The sequence below is a fragment of the Janthinobacterium psychrotolerans genome, assembly GCF_001677885.1.
GTDB lineage: Bacteria > Pseudomonadota > Gammaproteobacteria > Burkholderiales > Burkholderiaceae_D > Janthinobacterium > Janthinobacterium psychrotolerans.
Genome location: NZ_LOCQ01000060.1, coordinates 358,188 through 373,784 on the forward strand (window position 1 = coordinate 358,188; position 15,597 = coordinate 373,784).

The 15,597-nt window shown below is 64.0% G+C and carries 17 protein-coding genes; 8 read left to right on the plus strand and 9 right to left on the minus strand.

Annotation, left to right across the window (positions count from 1 at the left end; all coding sequences use genetic code 11):
• Positions 1–185 precede the first annotated feature (185 nt).
• The 8 genes from ASR47_RS21780 (at position 186) to ASR47_RS21810 (ending at position 7,243) form a co-directional block, all read left to right on the plus strand.
• The gene (locus tag ASR47_RS21780) at positions 186–1,211 is read left to right on the plus strand and encodes a LacI family DNA-binding transcriptional regulator (RefSeq protein WP_065309873.1); all 1,026 of its coding nucleotides are present in this window, start codon (positions 186–188) and stop codon (positions 1,209–1,211) included.
• Between the two features lie 79 nt (positions 1,212–1,290).
• Entirely contained in the window at positions 1,291–1,830 is a 540-nt protein-coding gene (locus tag ASR47_RS21785; protein ID WP_065309874.1) for a hypothetical protein, read from the plus strand.
• Positions 1,831–2,062: 232 nt separating this feature from the next.
• Complete coding sequence (locus ASR47_RS21790) at positions 2,063–2,797, plus strand: c-type cytochrome (protein WP_065309875.1); 735 nt, start codon at positions 2,063–2,065, stop codon at positions 2,795–2,797.
• Between the two features lie 8 nt (positions 2,798–2,805).
• The gene (locus ASR47_RS21795; protein ID WP_065309876.1) at positions 2,806–4,089 is read left to right on the plus strand and encodes a c-type cytochrome; all 1,284 of its coding nucleotides are present in this window, start codon (positions 2,806–2,808) and stop codon (positions 4,087–4,089) included.
• 8 nt (positions 4,090–4,097) lie between these two features.
• Positions 4,098–4,271 carry a hypothetical protein gene (locus ASR47_RS27565; RefSeq protein WP_171899012.1) on the plus strand — a complete coding sequence of 58 codons (174 nt, stop codon included), beginning with the start codon at positions 4,098–4,100 and terminating at the stop codon, positions 4,269–4,271.
• Positions 4,268–4,825, plus strand: a complete 558-nt coding sequence (locus tag ASR47_RS21800) for a cupredoxin domain-containing protein (RefSeq protein ID WP_065309877.1) — start codon at positions 4,268–4,270, stop codon at positions 4,823–4,825. The genes ASR47_RS27565 and ASR47_RS21800 overlap by 4 nt, the downstream gene beginning before the upstream one ends.
• A complete protein-coding gene (locus ASR47_RS21805) occupies positions 4,812–6,431 on the plus strand; it encodes a b(o/a)3-type cytochrome-c oxidase subunit 1 (protein WP_065309878.1) in 1,620 nt (539 codons plus the stop codon). The genes ASR47_RS21800 and ASR47_RS21805 overlap by 14 nt, the downstream gene beginning before the upstream one ends.
• Positions 6,431–7,243, plus strand: a complete 813-nt coding sequence (locus ASR47_RS21810) for a c-type cytochrome (RefSeq protein WP_065309879.1) — start codon at positions 6,431–6,433, stop codon at positions 7,241–7,243. Before ASR47_RS21805 ends, ASR47_RS21810 begins: the two co-directional genes overlap by 1 nt.
• 57 nt (positions 7,244–7,300) lie before the next feature.
• Here the strand turns inward: ASR47_RS21810 and ASR47_RS21815 are convergent, their stop codons facing one another.
• The 9 genes from ASR47_RS21815 to hemF form a co-directional block, all read right to left on the minus strand.
• A complete protein-coding gene (locus ASR47_RS21815; protein WP_082989088.1) occupies positions 7,301–9,037 on the minus strand; it encodes a S41 family peptidase in 1,737 nt (578 codons plus the stop codon).
• 103 nt (positions 9,038–9,140) lie between these two features.
• Positions 9,141–9,758 (minus strand): LysE family translocator, encoded by a 618-nt coding sequence (locus tag ASR47_RS21820; RefSeq protein ID WP_065309880.1) that lies wholly within the window; start codon positions 9,756–9,758, stop codon positions 9,141–9,143.
• 75 nt (positions 9,759–9,833) lie between these two features.
• Positions 9,834–10,610 (minus strand): AraC family transcriptional regulator, encoded by a 777-nt coding sequence (locus tag ASR47_RS21825; RefSeq protein ID WP_065309881.1) that lies wholly within the window; start codon positions 10,608–10,610, stop codon positions 9,834–9,836.
• Positions 10,611–10,612: 2 nt separating this feature from the next.
• Positions 10,613–12,076, minus strand: a complete 1,464-nt coding sequence (gene rng, locus ASR47_RS21830; protein WP_065309882.1) for a ribonuclease G — start codon at positions 12,074–12,076, stop codon at positions 10,613–10,615.
• A 43-nt stretch (positions 12,077–12,119) separates the two neighbouring features.
• Complete coding sequence (locus ASR47_RS21835; RefSeq protein ID WP_065309883.1) at positions 12,120–12,740, minus strand: Maf family protein; 621 nt, start codon at positions 12,738–12,740, stop codon at positions 12,120–12,122.
• Positions 12,741–12,755: 15 nt separating this feature from the next.
• Complete coding sequence (gene rlmH, locus ASR47_RS21840) at positions 12,756–13,226, minus strand: 23S rRNA (pseudouridine(1915)-N(3))-methyltransferase RlmH (RefSeq protein ID WP_065309884.1); 471 nt, start codon at positions 13,224–13,226, stop codon at positions 12,756–12,758.
• Between the two features lie 6 nt (positions 13,227–13,232).
• A complete protein-coding gene (gene rsfS, locus ASR47_RS21845; protein ID WP_065309885.1) occupies positions 13,233–13,919 on the minus strand; it encodes a ribosome silencing factor in 687 nt (228 codons plus the stop codon).
• Positions 13,920–14,591, minus strand: coding sequence for a nicotinate-nucleotide adenylyltransferase (locus tag ASR47_RS21850; protein ID WP_065309886.1), 672 nt, complete (start codon positions 14,589–14,591; stop codon positions 13,920–13,922).
• Positions 14,588–15,502 carry an oxygen-dependent coproporphyrinogen oxidase gene (gene hemF / locus ASR47_RS21855; RefSeq protein WP_065309887.1) on the minus strand — a complete coding sequence of 305 codons (915 nt, stop codon included), beginning with the start codon at positions 15,500–15,502 and terminating at the stop codon, positions 14,588–14,590. Before hemF ends, ASR47_RS21850 begins: the two co-directional genes overlap by 4 nt.
• Positions 15,503–15,597 lie beyond the last annotated feature (95 nt).

Consider the following 15,597-nt stretch of genomic DNA (forward strand, 5'->3'; position numbering starts at 1 on the left):
CAGGCCCGAGTGGTAAGTCCGAGCCATGGTATGCAAGCGTTTGCACGCTGTCAAGCCTCCATTTGTGACATTTCCATGAAAAGCACTTTGAATCAGGGGGAAACGTCAATGCAAGCGTTTGCTCGGTTTTCCACGAGACATGCCATTTCTGCGATAAAATCATGCCATTGCAATCCGGGAAGCCCATGACAAACAAGAACCCCACCTTAAGCGACGTTGCGCGGGCCAGCGGCGTGCATTTTTCCACCGTCTCGCGCGTGATGAACCCCGAAACGCGGCAAAAAGTCAGCGCCGAGGTCGCCAAGCGCGTGCTGGCCGAAGCGAGCCGGCTCGGCTACCGCCCGAACCGCGCCGCCTCCACCCTGGTCACGCGCAAGTCGCGCATTATCGGCGTGGTCTTGCCCGACATTACCAATGCCGTGTTCCCGCCGATTTTGCTGGGCATCGAAGAAGGCCTGCGCAAGCATGGCTACCTGGCCATCGTCGCCAATGTCGGCGCCGACGAGGAAGAACAGCTGTTTGTCATCAACCGCCTGCTGGGCCAGCAGGTGGACGGCCTGATTCTTGCCACGGCACGGCGCGACGACCCCGTCATCAAGCTGTGCAAGGCCCAGAACGTGCCGGTCGTCACCGTCAACCGCAGCGATGAAAACGGCGTCGCGTCCTGCGTGGTCAGCGACGACGTGGTCGGCATGCGCCTGGCCGTCAACCACTTGCTGGCGCTGGGCCACCGCCATATCGCCCATATCGCCGGTCCCGAAAACCTGTCCACCGGCCATGTGCGGCGCATGGGCTTTCTGGCGGCCATCGAGGCGAGCGAACTCGACGCCTCGCAGGCCTTTGTCTTCGAAAGCAGCGGCTATTCGCGCGAATGCGGCAAGGCGGCCCTGCTCGAATTGCTGCGCCAGTCGCCGCAGACCACCGCCGTGGTCACCGGCAGCGACCTGGTCGCCATCGGCTGCTACGACGCCATCCGCGAGCTGGGCCTGAACTGCCCGCAAGACATTTCCGTGGTCGGCCACAATGACATGCCGTATATGGACCTGATCCGCCCGCCGCTGACCACCATCCGCATCCGCCACCACGGCATCGGCGCCGAAGCGGCGCGGCTGATCCTGCAAACCATCGACGCACCCGATTCGTCAGTGCTCGACGTGCGCCTCAAACCCGAACTGGTGGTGCGCGAATCGACGGCGGCGCCTCGATCTTGATCCCAGGCTTTGAGGTGGCGGCGTGTGGCCGCAAGGTGGTACACTGGCGGCCCTCCCTGTTTTCCTAGCCCTCATCGCCATGACCAAAACCAACACGCCTTCCCCGAAACGCCGCGAAGAGGGCGTTGCCAAGCTGACCGTCAATCCCTTCCTCGACGCCGACTTCTATGCGCGCATGCGCGACTACACCGAACGCGACGCGGCCATCATCAAGGAACTGAAAGCGATCGCCGAAATTCGCGCCGGTAACAAGCAGCCCGACCCGCGCCTGGCGCCGTCGCTGCAGGCACTGCGCGATACCGTCAAGAAAGGGCTGACCTTTGCCGAGATGCTCGATCGCATCGCCGCCGGCAAGGAAAAAGGCCTGTGGGAGCCATGGATGAGCACCTTCGGCATCGAGATCCGCGCCGTCAACTACGGCGCCGGCCCGCGCAACGCCTGCCTGGTGCTGGACCTGGCCGCCAACGCCCCGGCCCACGCCATGTTCGCCAAGGCCGGCATCCAGAACTGGCGCAGCCTGGCCGCCGACGACTGCTCGGTGGTGCGCTCCGAAAAAGCCACCGAGACCTCGCCATTGAAAGTCTATGCCGTGTTCTACCTGGACCCGGCCGCTGCCTGATTTTTCGCCTTGCCGCGTTGCCGCAACACCTGCTTGCGGCAACGTCCTGCCGTATCCTTGCACTACCGGAATCTGACCTCGGTAAAGCAAACTCAAAATTTTCTCGCCCTCAATTGTGCGCACCTCAAACGGTGCTAGACTGCCTTTATTGTTAATTACGCCACATTAATCGCATGACCTTGCTCAGCGCATCAACGCTGAGCGGCCATGCTTTTCCTGGGGAGAGTGCGCGATGGCTGAGGTCGCAAAACCGCTGGCTGCCTTGTTGCTTTGTTGCGCGTGCGCCGCCAGCGCACAAGCGCCCGGCAATGCGCCAGCGAATGCCGACGCCATCCCCGCTTTCAGCAAGCTCGATTCCATTGAAGCAAGGGTGCAGGGCTGTGTCACCTGCCACGGCCAGCAGGGACAGGGCACGGCGAACGGCTATTTCCCCCGCATCGCCGGCAAGCCGGCCGGCTACCTGTACAACCAGCTGATCGGCTTTCGCGACGGCACGCGCAGCTATCCGCCCATGAATTACCTGGTGGCCTACCTGCCAGATGCTTACCTGAAAGAAATGGCCGGTCATTTCGCCGCGCTGCGCCCCGCCTTCCAGGCGCCCGAAGCGGCGCCGGCCAATCCGGCCCTTGCCGAACGCGGCCACGTGCTGGCCACCGTTGGCGACGCTGCCAAAGGAATACCCGCTTGTATCGCGTGCCATGGCAAGAGCCTGTCGGGCATGGAGCCGGGCATTCCCGGCCTGGCCGGCCTGCGCTCGGCCTATATCGTGGCGCAGCTGACGCGCTGGCGGGTGGGCGAACGCCGCGCCGCCGAACCCGACTGCATGAAGCGCATCGCCACGCGCCTGTCCGACACCGATATCGCCGCCGTCGCTGGCTGGCTGGCGCGGCAAACGCCGCCGGCCGGCGCCTCTCCCGAGCCGTCGAATGTGGTACGCATGCCGGTGGCCTGCGGCAGCCAGCGCTAGGAGGCCCCATGCGCAAATCCTTGCAGATCCTGTTTTCCCTGGTCGTGCTGGCGCTGCTGGCGGCCGGCGCCTGGTATCTGCTGCGGCCCGGCCAGCTGCCGAACCAGAGCCGGCCCGGACCGAACGCGTCGACGCAGCTGATCACGAAGGGCGAATACCTGGCGCGCGCCGGCGACTGCGTTGCCTGCCATACGGAGCCCAACGGTCCCATGTTCGCCGGCGGGCGCGCCATGGCCACGCCGTTCGGCAATCTGTATGTGCCCAATATCACGCCCGACGACGACACCGGCATCGGCCTGTGGACGCCCGAAGAGTTCTACCGCATGATGCACACCGGTGTCTCGCGCGACGGCACCCTGCTGTATCCGGCCATGCCGTTCGCTTCCTATACGCAGGTGACGCGCGCCGATTCCGACGCCATCTTTGCCTACCTGATGTCGGTGCCGCCCATCAAACAGGCCAACCGCGCGCACGAGCTGCGCTTCCCGTTCAATAACCGCGAGCTGCTGATCGGCTGGCGCACCCTGTATTTCAGGCAGGGCGAGTTCCAGCCCGACCCGGCGCAATCAGCCGAATGGAACCGTGGCGCCTACCTGGTGCGGGGCCTGGGCCACTGCGCCATGTGCCATACGGCCGTCAATGCGCTGGGCGGCTCGAAGGAGTCGCAGGCCTTCGAAGGCGGCATGATCCCGAACCAGAACTGGTATGCGCCTTCGCTCACATCGAACCGCGAAGCGGGGCTGGGCGACTGGAAGGTGTCCGAAATCGCCGACCTGCTGCAGGTCGGCGTGTCGCACCGGGGCACCGTCTACGGGCCGATGGCCGAAGTGGTCTACAACAGCCTGCAGTACATGACGGACGAAGACGCCAGGGCGATGGCCGTGTATCTGAAGGCGCTGCCGCAAAAGGACGACACGCCGCCGCCCACCAGCCAGGCGCGCCTGGTGGGGCCGGAAGTGATGGAGACGGGGCGCAAGGTATATGTGGCGCAGTGCGCCATGTGCCACGGCGCCGAAGGCAAGGGCCAGCCGCCGTCGTTTCCGATTTTGGCCGGCAACCGCTCGATTACCATGGCCACGCCCGTCAATCCGATCCGCATGGTGCTCAACGGCGGTTATCCGCCAGGGACGAAAAAAAATCCGCGCCCGCACGGCATGCCGCCGTTCTCGCACATATTGAACGACGACGAGGTGGCCGCCGTGGTGACCTACATCCGTGTCGCCTGGGGCAATACCGGCACGCCCGTCGATACCGCCCAGGTCAGCGACTTGCGCAAACTCTTGCCCGAATAAGGAGGTCCATGCCTACGCCCGCAGACCAGCAGTCCGAAGAAATGGACAAACGCATCGACGAGATCGTCAGCCGCGGCCCGTCGGGTGCGTTTGCCGTGGCCGGCATCGCCACCGCCATCGTGGTCGCCATGTTTTTCCTGTTCTACTGGCTGGTCTACCTGCCACGGGGAGCGGTGCAATGAACGTTCACTGCGCATCGGAAACGGTGGCCGTCTCGGCCGAGCGGCGCTGGGCCTGCATCGTCATCGCCATCATCGTGCTGCTGCTGGCCATGATGGTGTGGACCGGCTTGCACTGGGCCGCGATGCCGCCCTCGCGCGTGGAAACCGTGGACGTCAGGACCTTGCACCTGAAGGGCGAATTCGTCGAAAACAACCTGGGCACGGCGGTGGAAAAAGACGGCCGCGTGGTGGTGCGCCTTGTCGGCCAGCAATACTCGTTCGTGCCGCAATGCATCGTGGTGCCGGCCGGCGTGCCCGTCACGTTTCGCGGCACCAGCAGCGACGCCATCCATGGTTTCGTAGTGGGCCGCACCAACGCCAATACGATGCTTATCCCCGGCTTCATTGCCACCTTTACCACCACCTTTCCCAAGGCGGGCGAACAGCTGATGCCCTGCCACGAATACTGCGGCACCGGGCACGAGGCGATGTGGGCGCGCTTCCAGGTGATCCCGGCCGACGAATTTTTTGCCAGGGCAAAAACGGCGGAAAGGATCAGCTGTGTTCCTGGCTAAACGACTGGTGCTGGCCCACTTCTGGGTCGCCTTCATCGCTTTTTTTGCCGCCATCGTGCTCGGTGAATGGCAGATGTTCGTGCGCAGCCCCCTGTCGCCCTGGGTCAACAACCCCGAACATTACTACCGTTCCGTCACCGCCCACGGCACCGTGATGGCTTATGTGCTGCCCACCCTGGTGGCCATGGGCTTCGGCTATGCGATCACGGAACTGGCCCTCGGGCGCCCGCTCATCGGGCTGCGCTGGGCCTGGGCCGGTTTCTGGTTGGTGATCGCCGGCACGCTGATGGCGGCGGTCACCACCGCGTCGGGAAAATCGTCGGTGCTCTACACCTTCTACCCGCCGATGATCGGCAGCACTTTCTATTACCTGGGCATCGTGCTGGTAGTGGTCGGCTCGTGGATCTGGGTGGCGCTGATGTCGCTCAACCTGCGCGCCTGGAAAAAAGCCCATCCGGGCGCCAGCATGCCGCTGGCCATGTTCGGCAACGTGGCCGGCGCTTATCTGTGGGCCTGGACCTCGGTCGGCGCCGCCGCCGAAATCCTGCTGCTGATCCTGCCTGCGTCGACCGGCTTTGCCGACACCATCAACGTCGGCCTGGCGCGTGTGCTGTTTTCCTGGACCCTGCACGCCATCGTCTATTTCTGGCTGATGCCCGCGTATATCGCCTTTTACACGCTGTTCCCGCGCGCCATCGGCTCGCGCCTGTACAGTGACACCATGGGCCGGGTGGCGTTCGCTCTGTTCCTGGTGTTCTCGATGCCGATCGGCATCCACCACCTGTTCGCCGACCCGCAGGTGGGCGCCGGCTTCAAGTTCGTCCATGCGGCGATGACGGCGATGGTCTCGGTGCCGACGCTGCTCACGGTATTTACCATCGTCGCCTCGGCCGAAATCGCCGGCCGGCTGCGCGGCGGCAAAGGCCCCATCGGCTGGGTGAAAGCACTGCCGTGGTCCAATCCGTGGATGCTGGCCGTCACCCTGGCCTTTATCATGCTCGGTTTTGGCGGCGCCGGTGGCATCATCAACATGAGCTACCAGCTCAACGAATCGATCCACAACACGCAGTGGGTGACGGGGCACTTCCACCTGATCTTCGCCGGCGCCATCGTCATCATGTATTTCATGGTCGCCTACGAACTGTGGCCCCAGCTGTGCGCTTGCCAGCCGCTGTCGCCACGCCTGATCAATGCGCAGGTCTGGAGCTGGTTCATCGGCATGATGATATTGACCATGCCGTGGCACCTGGTGGGCCTGCTGGGCGCGCCGCGCCGCATGGCCTATTACGACTACACGCACCCGCTGCTGGCGCCGCAGGCCATCACGGTGATCATCTCCACCATCGGCGGACTGATCCTGGTGATCTCGGCGGCGCTGTTCATCTATATCCTGGCCACGCCGCAGCGGCAGGATACGCAGGCGCCTGTTTTTACCTTCAGCCAGGCCGTCCATCCGCACGCCAGGGTCCCCGCCGCCCTCAACGGCTTCGCGCTGTGGGTGGGCATGATGATCGCGCTTACCGTGGTGAACTACGGCTATCCCATTTTGCAGCTGGCCATCACGCCCGAGGCGTCGGTCCCGATCGTACCGATAGGAGCGCGATAATGCGAGAGCACGGCTTCTTTTCCAGGACGAACCGCGTCGGCTGGACCAGCGCCATAGGCCTGGCGTTATTGACCATCATCGCCGCGCTGGTCGCCTTTGCCTGGCTGCCATCGGCGCAGGCCGACTATCGTGCGCAGGGACTGTGGGACAGCATCTGCCGCGCCGCCGGCGTGCCGGCCAGGTGGCTGGAAGGTAGCCCGCGCAAGGACAGCGCCGATGTCGTCGCCACCAATGTGGTGCTGCTGCCGGCCATGGCCAGAACGGCGTCGCCGGCGTCGGTCGGGCGCGGCGCCACTCTGGCGCTGAACTGCACCATGTGCCACGGCGCGCTGGGCCTGAGCCGCTCCGACGCACCGAACCTGGCCGGCCAGTACCCGGAAGTGATCCGCAAGCAGATGCTCGACTACCAGAGCGGCAAACGCACCAGCGCCATCATGGCCGCGCTGGCGCGCAACCTGACCGAAGAAAACATCGCCGACCTGGCCGCCTACTATGCCAGCCTGCCGAAAGCGCGCACCGCCCCCACCACCTACGATGAAACCCTGCCGGCGCTGGTGCGCGTGGGCGACCCGATGCGCAATATCGCCCCCTGCATTTCCTGCCACGGCGGCATCGACCAGAAGCTGGGTGCTCCCTGGCTCGAAGGCATGCCCAAACCCTACCTGGTGCAACAGCTGGAAGACTTCAAGCATGGCCAGCGCAAGAACGACGGCCAGCAGCAGATGCGCAACGTGGCGCGGCCGATGACGGCGCAAGAAATCGACAGCGTGGCCGGTTTTTATGCAAGGAAGGCGCTGCCCGGCCACCACTAGCCAGCAAAATTTGCCAGCGCCGGTGGCGCGCTGGCAGACATCAGCAACATTGCAGGATTACCTTGCCGGCGCTTGCCGCAGTTCCGCCATGGCCCGTTCCAGCACGAGGTCCTTGCCCGCGCGCAGCGCTTCCAGCGACGCGCTGGCGTGCACCAATGGACTGATGCCTATCCCCACAAAATCCGTGCCGTCGGGCAGCATGTCGCGCTTGACGCAGATGCGGGCGCTGCCGCCGCCTGGCAGGTCAAATCCCAGCGGCTGGCCGCTGCTGCCAGCGGTGGTTTCGCCGACAGTGACGCCGCGTTTCAAGGCGTGAAAGGCGAGCACGAAATCCTCCCCGGCTGAAAACGTCTTCGGCCCCGTCAGTACCGCCACTTTGCCGGTAAACACCGTACCGGGCTTGCGCGGCATGCCTTGAGATTGCTCACCGCGCCGCCACAGGATGGCGCTGTTGCCCTGCGCGCGCAGATACGGCTCGTCGCTGCGGAAAATACTCCGTGCACCAGGGATCGGCTGCTGCGTCAGGTGTTTCAGAATGCGGTTGCCAAACTCGGTTGAGCCACCGCCATTGTTGCGCACGTCGATGATCAGCGCCTTCGCCTGCATCACTTGCGGCAGCACCTGTTCAAAGGCGCGTACCGATGCATCGCTGGCGAAATGGTCGAGAGCAAAATAGACCATCCCATCAAGCAGGGTGCGCACTTCAAACGGCTTGCTGGCGACGATATCGTCGTAGCCTTCGCGCGCCACGACTTCTTCGCGTTCGACGCCCGCGCTGTCGCGCAAGCCGAGTGTCAGGCTTTCTCTGGCGTCGCCCGCGAACAGCTGATACGCATACAGGCGCACCGCCTTGTCCTGTGGCGTCGAGCTGCTGACGAAGGGTGCGATTTTCTCCTGCGCGTACCGCCGCACCGGCATGCCATCGATACTCAGCACTTCATCCCCCACGCGCACCCGCTGCGCCAGGCTGGGGCTGTGCACTTTTTCAATGACGACCCGGTTGTCGATCAGTACGGCGTTCAACGGTGGCCGTGCGAAGAACGTGCTGTTCAGTGCTTCGGGCGGATAAATATTGCTGTGGCCGTCTTGCAGCAGCGGCGCCAACTGCATCAACACGCGGTAATAGTCCGCCGTCTTGTCGGCCGCCATCACCTTTGGCAGATAGTCGAGGTACACCTGGTTCCAGTCGAGTTCGGGCACATGGTCGAAATGGACAAAGTTGGCGCGTGCCTCGGCCCAGAACAGGGACAGCCCCGCAATGCGCTCCTCGACCGTCAGCTTCTCGCGATAGGGCGTGTCGCTGGCCGGGCCCTTCCACAGGCGGCTGGCCAATACCGAACGCTGCAGTATCAGCTTGAAGCGCGGCTCATGGCGCAATGCGGCGAACGCGCCATCGGCAGCCAGCGCCCGATCGATCATTGGCGTCCACGCATAATGCTGCATCTGTTCCAGCATTGCCAGCGCCTGCTCGCGCATGTCCAGGCGAGCATAGATGACGGCGAGGTCGAGGCGCACATCATGGCCGCGGAAATACAGCGGCTTGTCGCCATCGGCTTGCTCACGCACCGCCGGTGTGTCGAGATAGGCCAGCTCCTGTTCCAGTTGCCTGGCCGCGCCCTGCAATGCGGCCGGCGTCGCATGCTCGGATGCCATGGCGCGTGCCTGTCGGCGGGCAAGCTGGATGCGCTCGTAGCTTGCATCGGCGGCACTCTGGCCAGCTGCGGCGGGGAGGGGCGCCGTGGCCAGCGCGAACGCGCAGGGCAAGAGCAAAAGAGAGAACAAACGGGCATGCATCGACACTCCTGGCGGGAGAAAAGGTGCCCGTATTGTAGTGGCTTTGGCATGCGCAATCAGCACGCATTGTCACTGCTGGCGTCACGCTGGCATGGCCGGCGCTTCACCGGGCGGCAAGCTTGCACAGCAGTGCGATCGCCAGCACGATCAGCATCACGCCCGACGCGCGCTCCAGCAGCGGCAATGCACGCGCAAAGCGCTGGCGCAGCGCCGCATTGCCGATCGCCAGCGCCACCGCCATATCCCAGGCCAGCACGGCAAACGCCATCCAGGCACCATACGCCACCATCGCCCCGGCGCTGGTGTGCCGGCTGGCCAGCACAGTTGCCAGGCTGACATAGAACAGCGCATTTTTCGGGTTCAGGATGGCGGACACAAAGCCTGTCAACAAGCCGGCGCGCCAGTGCGCCTGGCCGCTGGCCGGCGTTGCCTCCAGGCCGCTGCTGCCCGCATGGCGCAGGAACAGCCAGCCGAGATACATCAGATAAACGCAGCCGGCCAGCTGCACCAGCACGAACGCCATGCTGCCCGGTCGCAGCACCGACAGGCCGCCAAACGCCGCCACGATAAACACGCCATTGGCCAGCGCAATGCCGATGCAGGCGCCGCTGGCACCGCGCCAGCCATGGGCCAGCGAGCTGCGCGCGACGAGAAAGAAATCGGGACCGGGCGACAGCAGCGCCAGGAAGTGGGCTCCCGCGATCAATAGAAAGTCCTGCATGACTAGGCGCTCCGGCAATGGTGAGCAGGCGAGTATGCGGGTGCGTGAGTGGCGTGTATTGAAGAAAATTGCAGCCTAGCGGTAGCGTCCCGGCGTGATGCCCGCATGAGCCTTGAAGACGCGCTGGAAGTGGCTCTGGTCGGCAAAGCCCAGCTCATGCGCCAGCCGCGCCAGGTCCATTCCCGCTTGCAGGCGGCTGCGTGCGCGGTTGACGCTGGCATTGAGTTGATACGCATGCGGCGTCATGCCGGTGGCGGCGCGAAACGCGCGGATCAATTGATAGCGGCTCAGGCCGGCTGACTGCGCCAGTTGCGCCAGGCTGGCCTGCGGTTGTGCCTGCAAGGCTTCCAGCACGGGCGCCAGTTGCGGCGGCACCGGTGTGCATGCCGACGGGAGGATCTCTGCCGTGGCGCTGGCGCAGGCATCGAGCAACGCCAGCAGCGCCGCATTTTTCTCTGCCGTGCTGGCCCTTGAAAACAGCATCTCATTCATGACGCAGAACTGCGCATACAGCACAGACCCATGCAACACCCTCGCCGTATCGCCATCTAGCGATGGCGCATGTTCCCGCAGCCACTGCGCATCGAGATGCAGCATCTGGTAGCTCCAATCGCTGCCGGGCAGGGGGTTGCAGGCATGGACGCAGCCGGCGGGCACCAATACCAGGCTGCCTGGCGCGAGCGTTACTGCCGCCTCGCCGCTACCCGTAAAGATGCTGCCGCCGGCATCGACGGCGCCGATCGAAAATGTCGGGTGGCTGTGCGGCTTGTAGCAGGCTCGGCTATGACAGGCGCGACGGGTTTCGAGATGAGGCAGGGCGGGGTCGCGCCAGAAATCGGCAGTGGCTTGCATGGCTACATCAGGATGACGTCGTATTGTTCCTGATGATACGCATTTTCCACCTGCAGCGAAATCTTCTTGCCGATAAAGTCGCCCAGCATGGCCAGGTGCTGCGATTCCTCTTCCAGGAACAGATCGACCACTTCCTGCGACGCCAGGATGCGAAATTCCCTCGGGTTGAATTGCTTCGCTTCGCGCAGCAGTTCACGCAAAATTTCGTAGCAGATGGTGCGCGAGGTCTTGACTTGGCCCTTGCCGGCGCAGGCGGGGCACGGTTCGCACAGGATATGGGCCAGCGATTCGCGGGTGCGCTTGCGGGTCATTTCGACCAGGCCCAAGGGCGAAAAATTGCTGACCGAGACCTTGGTGCGGTCGCGCGACAGCGTGCGTTTGAGTTCGGCCAGCACGGCGTTGCGGTGCTCGGCGTTGTCCATGTCGATGAAGTCGAGGATGATGATGCCGCCCAGGTTGCGCAGGCGCAGCTGGCGGGCGATGGCGTGGGCCGCTTCCAGGTTGGTCTTGAAGATGGTGTCGGCAAAGTTGCGTCCGCCCACAAAGCCGCCCGTGTTGACGTCGATGGTGGTCATCGCTTCGGTCTGGTCGACGATCAGGTAGCCGCCGGACTTGAGGTCGACCCGGCGGCCCAGGGCGCGCAAAATCTCTTCTTCCACGCCGTACAGATCGAACAGCGGGCGCTCGCCCGTGTAGTGCTGCAGGCGCGTCAGTTCGCTCGGCGTATAGACTTCGGCGAATTCACGCAGCTTGACGTAGTTTTCGCGCGAGTCGACCTGGATGGTGGCCGTTTCGTCCCCGACGAAGTCGCGCAGCACGCGCTGGGCCAGGTTCAGATCCTGGTGCAGCAGGCTGGTGGCGGGGCGCGTGCGGGCGCCGTGAACGATGGTGCTCCAGGTCTTGCGCAGGTAGTCCACGTCCGCCTTCAGGTCGGCGTCGGAGGCGTCTTCGGCCATGGTGCGCACGATGTAGCCGCCTTTTTCGTCCGTCGGCAGCAGGCTTTGCAGGCGCGTGCGCAGCAGTTCGCGCTCGGATTCCTTTTCGATTTTTTGCGAGATGCCGATGTGCTTGTCTTGCGGCAGGTAGACCAGCATGCGCCCGGCGATCGAGATCTGCGTCGACAGGCGCGCGCCCTTGGTGCCGATCGGGTCCTTGATCACTTGTACGGTGAGCACCTGGCCGTCGAAGAGGATTTTTTCAATCGGCGCCGGCGTCGTGTTCTGGCCGTCGTGGCCGCGCGCTTCCCAGATATCGGCCACGTGCAGGAATGCCGCGCGTTCCAGGCCGATGTCGATGAATGCCGACTGCATGCCCGGCAATACCCGCACCACTTTGCCGGAGTACACATTGCCGGCCAGGCCGCGCGTGAGCGTGCGCTCGATGTGCAATTCCTGCACCGCGCCTTGCAGGATGAGGGCGACGCGGGTTTCTTGCGGCGTGATATTGATCAGGATGTCTTCGTTCATGGAGGCGCAAAAGTGGAGGCAACGAATGACATCATACGCCGTATCAGGGCAGGGGCAAACCCGCTTTCCGCAGCAATTGCGCCGTCTCGTACAGGGGCAGGCCCATGATGCCGGAATGGCTGCCTTCGATATGCTCGACGAACAGCGCGGCGCTGCCCTGGATGCCGTAGGCGCCGGCCTTGTCGTACGGTTCGGGCGTGGCGCAATAGGCCGCGATCGAGGCGGCGGACAGTACGCCAAAGCGCACCTGCGAGATCTGCGTGCGCTGCTCGGCGATGCCATTGCCATGCACGGCGATCGCAGTCAGCACCTGGTGCGTGCGGCCCGACAACTGCTCCAGCATGGCGATGGCTTCCTTGCGGTCGGCCGGTTTGCCGAGGATGGCGCCGTCAATGGTGACGGTGGTGTCGGCCGCCAGCACCGGGCGCGGTGTCAGGTGGCGGCGGCGCACCATATTCCAGGCAAAGGCCGCCTTTTCATTGGCAACGCGCGCCACGTAATCGAGCGGCGATTCGCCGGGCAGCACTTCTTCGGTAACGTCGGCGCCGCGCGGGCCGTCGCTGCGCAGCAGCAGCAGCTCGAATTCGATGCCGACCTGGCGCAGCAGTTCGCGCCTGCGCGGGCTCTTGGACGCCAGGTAGATCTTGTTGTCAGCCAGTTTCATGAGGGGATGAAAAAATCAGACGCGGTGATAGGGATGGTTTTGCGTGATCGACCAGGCGCGATAGAGCTGCTCGGCCAGGATCACGCGCACCACGCCGTGCGGCAGGGTCATGCTGGAAATGCGCAGCATGCCTTCGGCACGCGCTTTCAGGGCAGGGTCGAGACCATCGGCGCCGCCGATCAGGAAGGCCGTGTCGCGGCCATCCTGCTGCCACGCCATCAACTGCTGCGACAGGCCGACGCTGGTCAGGTCCTTGCCGCGTTCGTCGAGGGCGATGATGCGCACGCCCCTGGGGAGCGCTGCTTCGATGCGTTCGCGTTCCAGCGCCATCGCGGTGGCGGCGGTCTTGCTGCCGGAACGCTCGACGGGCTTGATTTCTTTCAGCACGATGCGCAATTCCGGCGGCATGCGCTTCGCGTATTCGGCGAAGCCCGTCTCGATCCAGGCCGGCATTTTATGGCCGACCGCAGCGATGATAAGCTGCATCGACGCTTACTCGTCGACTTTTTTGATACGCTTGATGACGGTTTTCGCCGGTGCCGCATCGGCCGCAGGCTTGGCCGCGCGCGGAGCACGGACCTTTTTCTCCGGCAGCGCTTTCAGAGCCTTGACGGCGGCCGCTTCGGTTTTGGTTGGCGCGACTTTCACGGTCTTGCCGACAGCTTTGGACGCGACGGCCTTCTTGGCCGGTGCTTTCTTGGCGGTGGTGGCGGCGGCTTTTTTCGCTGGCGCTTTTTTCTCGATTACCGGCGTCGCTTCCACGTTGGCCTTGCTCGCCGCCAGGTGGCCGCTGACTTTTTTCGGCTCGTCGCCGGTGGCTTTTTTAGGCGCGCGCTTGGCGGCGCCCAGCTTGACCGGCTTGTCGCCCCAGATTTCTTCCAGGCGGTAGTAGGCGCGGATCGGCGCCTGCATGATGTGGACGATCATGTCGCCCAAGTCGACCAGTACCCATTCGCCGGTGTCTTCACCTTCCATGCCGACGATTTCGCCGCCGGCTTCCTTGACCTTGTCGCGCACCGAGGCGGCCAGCGCCTTGGTCTGGCGGTTCGAGGTGCCGGAGACGATCGCGATGCGGTCGAACAGGCTGGTCAGGTGGACCGTGTCGAATACGGCGATGTCTTGGCCTTTGACGTCTTCCAGGGCGTCAACGACGAGGGTTTGCAGTTTTTTGATATCCATTTAGCTTTTGTATAAATTATGTTGTTCAATATAGTCTAGCACTAGCGGGGAAACAAGCTCGTTTGCCGGAAACCCCCGTTGTAATGCCGCACGTATTTCGGTGGCGGAGATATCCACCGCGAAGTCCTGTGCCAGATAAGTCAGACCGTGCGGCGTGTTGCGGATGCTGCTGAGCGTGCCCAGGCGGCGCGTGAATTCCTGCGCTACTGCCTGCGGCATCGCCGTGCCATTGAGCGCGAAGCCGGGGCGGGCCGCGACGCAGATATGGGCGTATTCAAATAACTGGCGCCATTCGCGCCAGGTGTCCAGGCGCTGCAGCTGGTCGGCGCCCATCAGGAACACGATGGACGCTTGCGGTCCCAGCTCGGCGCGTACCTGGCGCAGGGTATCGATGGTGTAGCTGGGCTGGCCCTGTTCGCTGCGGTCGATTTCCTGCAGGTCGATCATCACCGGCAGCGGCAGGCTTGAGAACGCCAGCCGCGTCATCTCGGCGCGCTGCTCGCAGCTCGCGCCCAGGCGGCCCTTTTGCCATGGCGCGCCGGCCGGGATCACGCGCAGCGCATCGGCCTGCAGCAAACGGGAAAAATACGATCCCAGCGCCACATGGCCCGTATGCACCGGATCGTAGCTGCCGCCAAGCAGCGCCACGCATGCCGTGCCTTCTGTCGTCACGCCTGCAGCCAGTCGCGATGCACGAGAAAATCGGTGTACAGCGCCGCCTCCGGGCTACCCTCGGCCGGATGCCAGTCGTAGCGCCATTTGACGATGGGCGGCATCGACATCAGGATCGCCTCGGTGCGTCCGCCCGATTGCAGGCCGAAGTGCGTGCCGCGGTCGAACACCAGGTTGAACTCGACATAGCGGCCGCGGCGGTAGGCCTGGAAATCGCGTTCACGCTCGCCGTACGGCGCATCCTTGCGGCGCGCCAGAATCGGCACGTAGGCGTCGATGAAAGCGTCGCCGGCGCTGCGCATCATGGCGAAGCTGTCGTCAAAGTCCAGGGCGTTGAAGTCATCGAAAAAGATGCCACCCACGCCGCGCGGCTCCTTGCGGTGCTTCAGGTAAAAATACTCGTCGCACCAGGCCTTGAACTTCGGATGCAGCTCGCTGCCAAAGGGCGCCAGCGCATCGTGGCAGACCTGGTGAAAATGCCGTACATCGTCGACGTTGCCGTAATACGGCGTCAGGTCCATGCCGCCGCCAAACCACCATACCGGCTCGTCGGCTGAGTTCACCGTGCTGAAAAAGCGCACATTCATGTGCACCGTCGGCGCGTACGGGTTGCGCGGATGGAGCACCAGCGATACGCCCATCGCTTCCCACGGCTTGCCACCCAGTTCAGGGCGCGCGGCGGCCGCCGATGGCGGCAATGCGGCGCCGGTGACGTGCGAAAAATTCACGCCGCCCCGCTCGAACACATGGCCTTCCTCGATCAGGCGCGAAATGCCGCCACCGCCTTCGGGCCGCTGCCAGCTGTCGGTCAGGAAGGGCTTGCCATCCTGCGCTTCGAGCGCCTGCACGATACGGCTTTGCAAATCGAGCAAATAGGCCTTGACGGCCGAGGGGGAGGGAGTGGACGACATCGCGTGGGCCGACGAGGCCGAAATAAAAAAGTGAGGACGGATTGTACCCTGTAACGGATTTTTGTGATAGCAAAACCGGCGATGGGCTTGCCGGC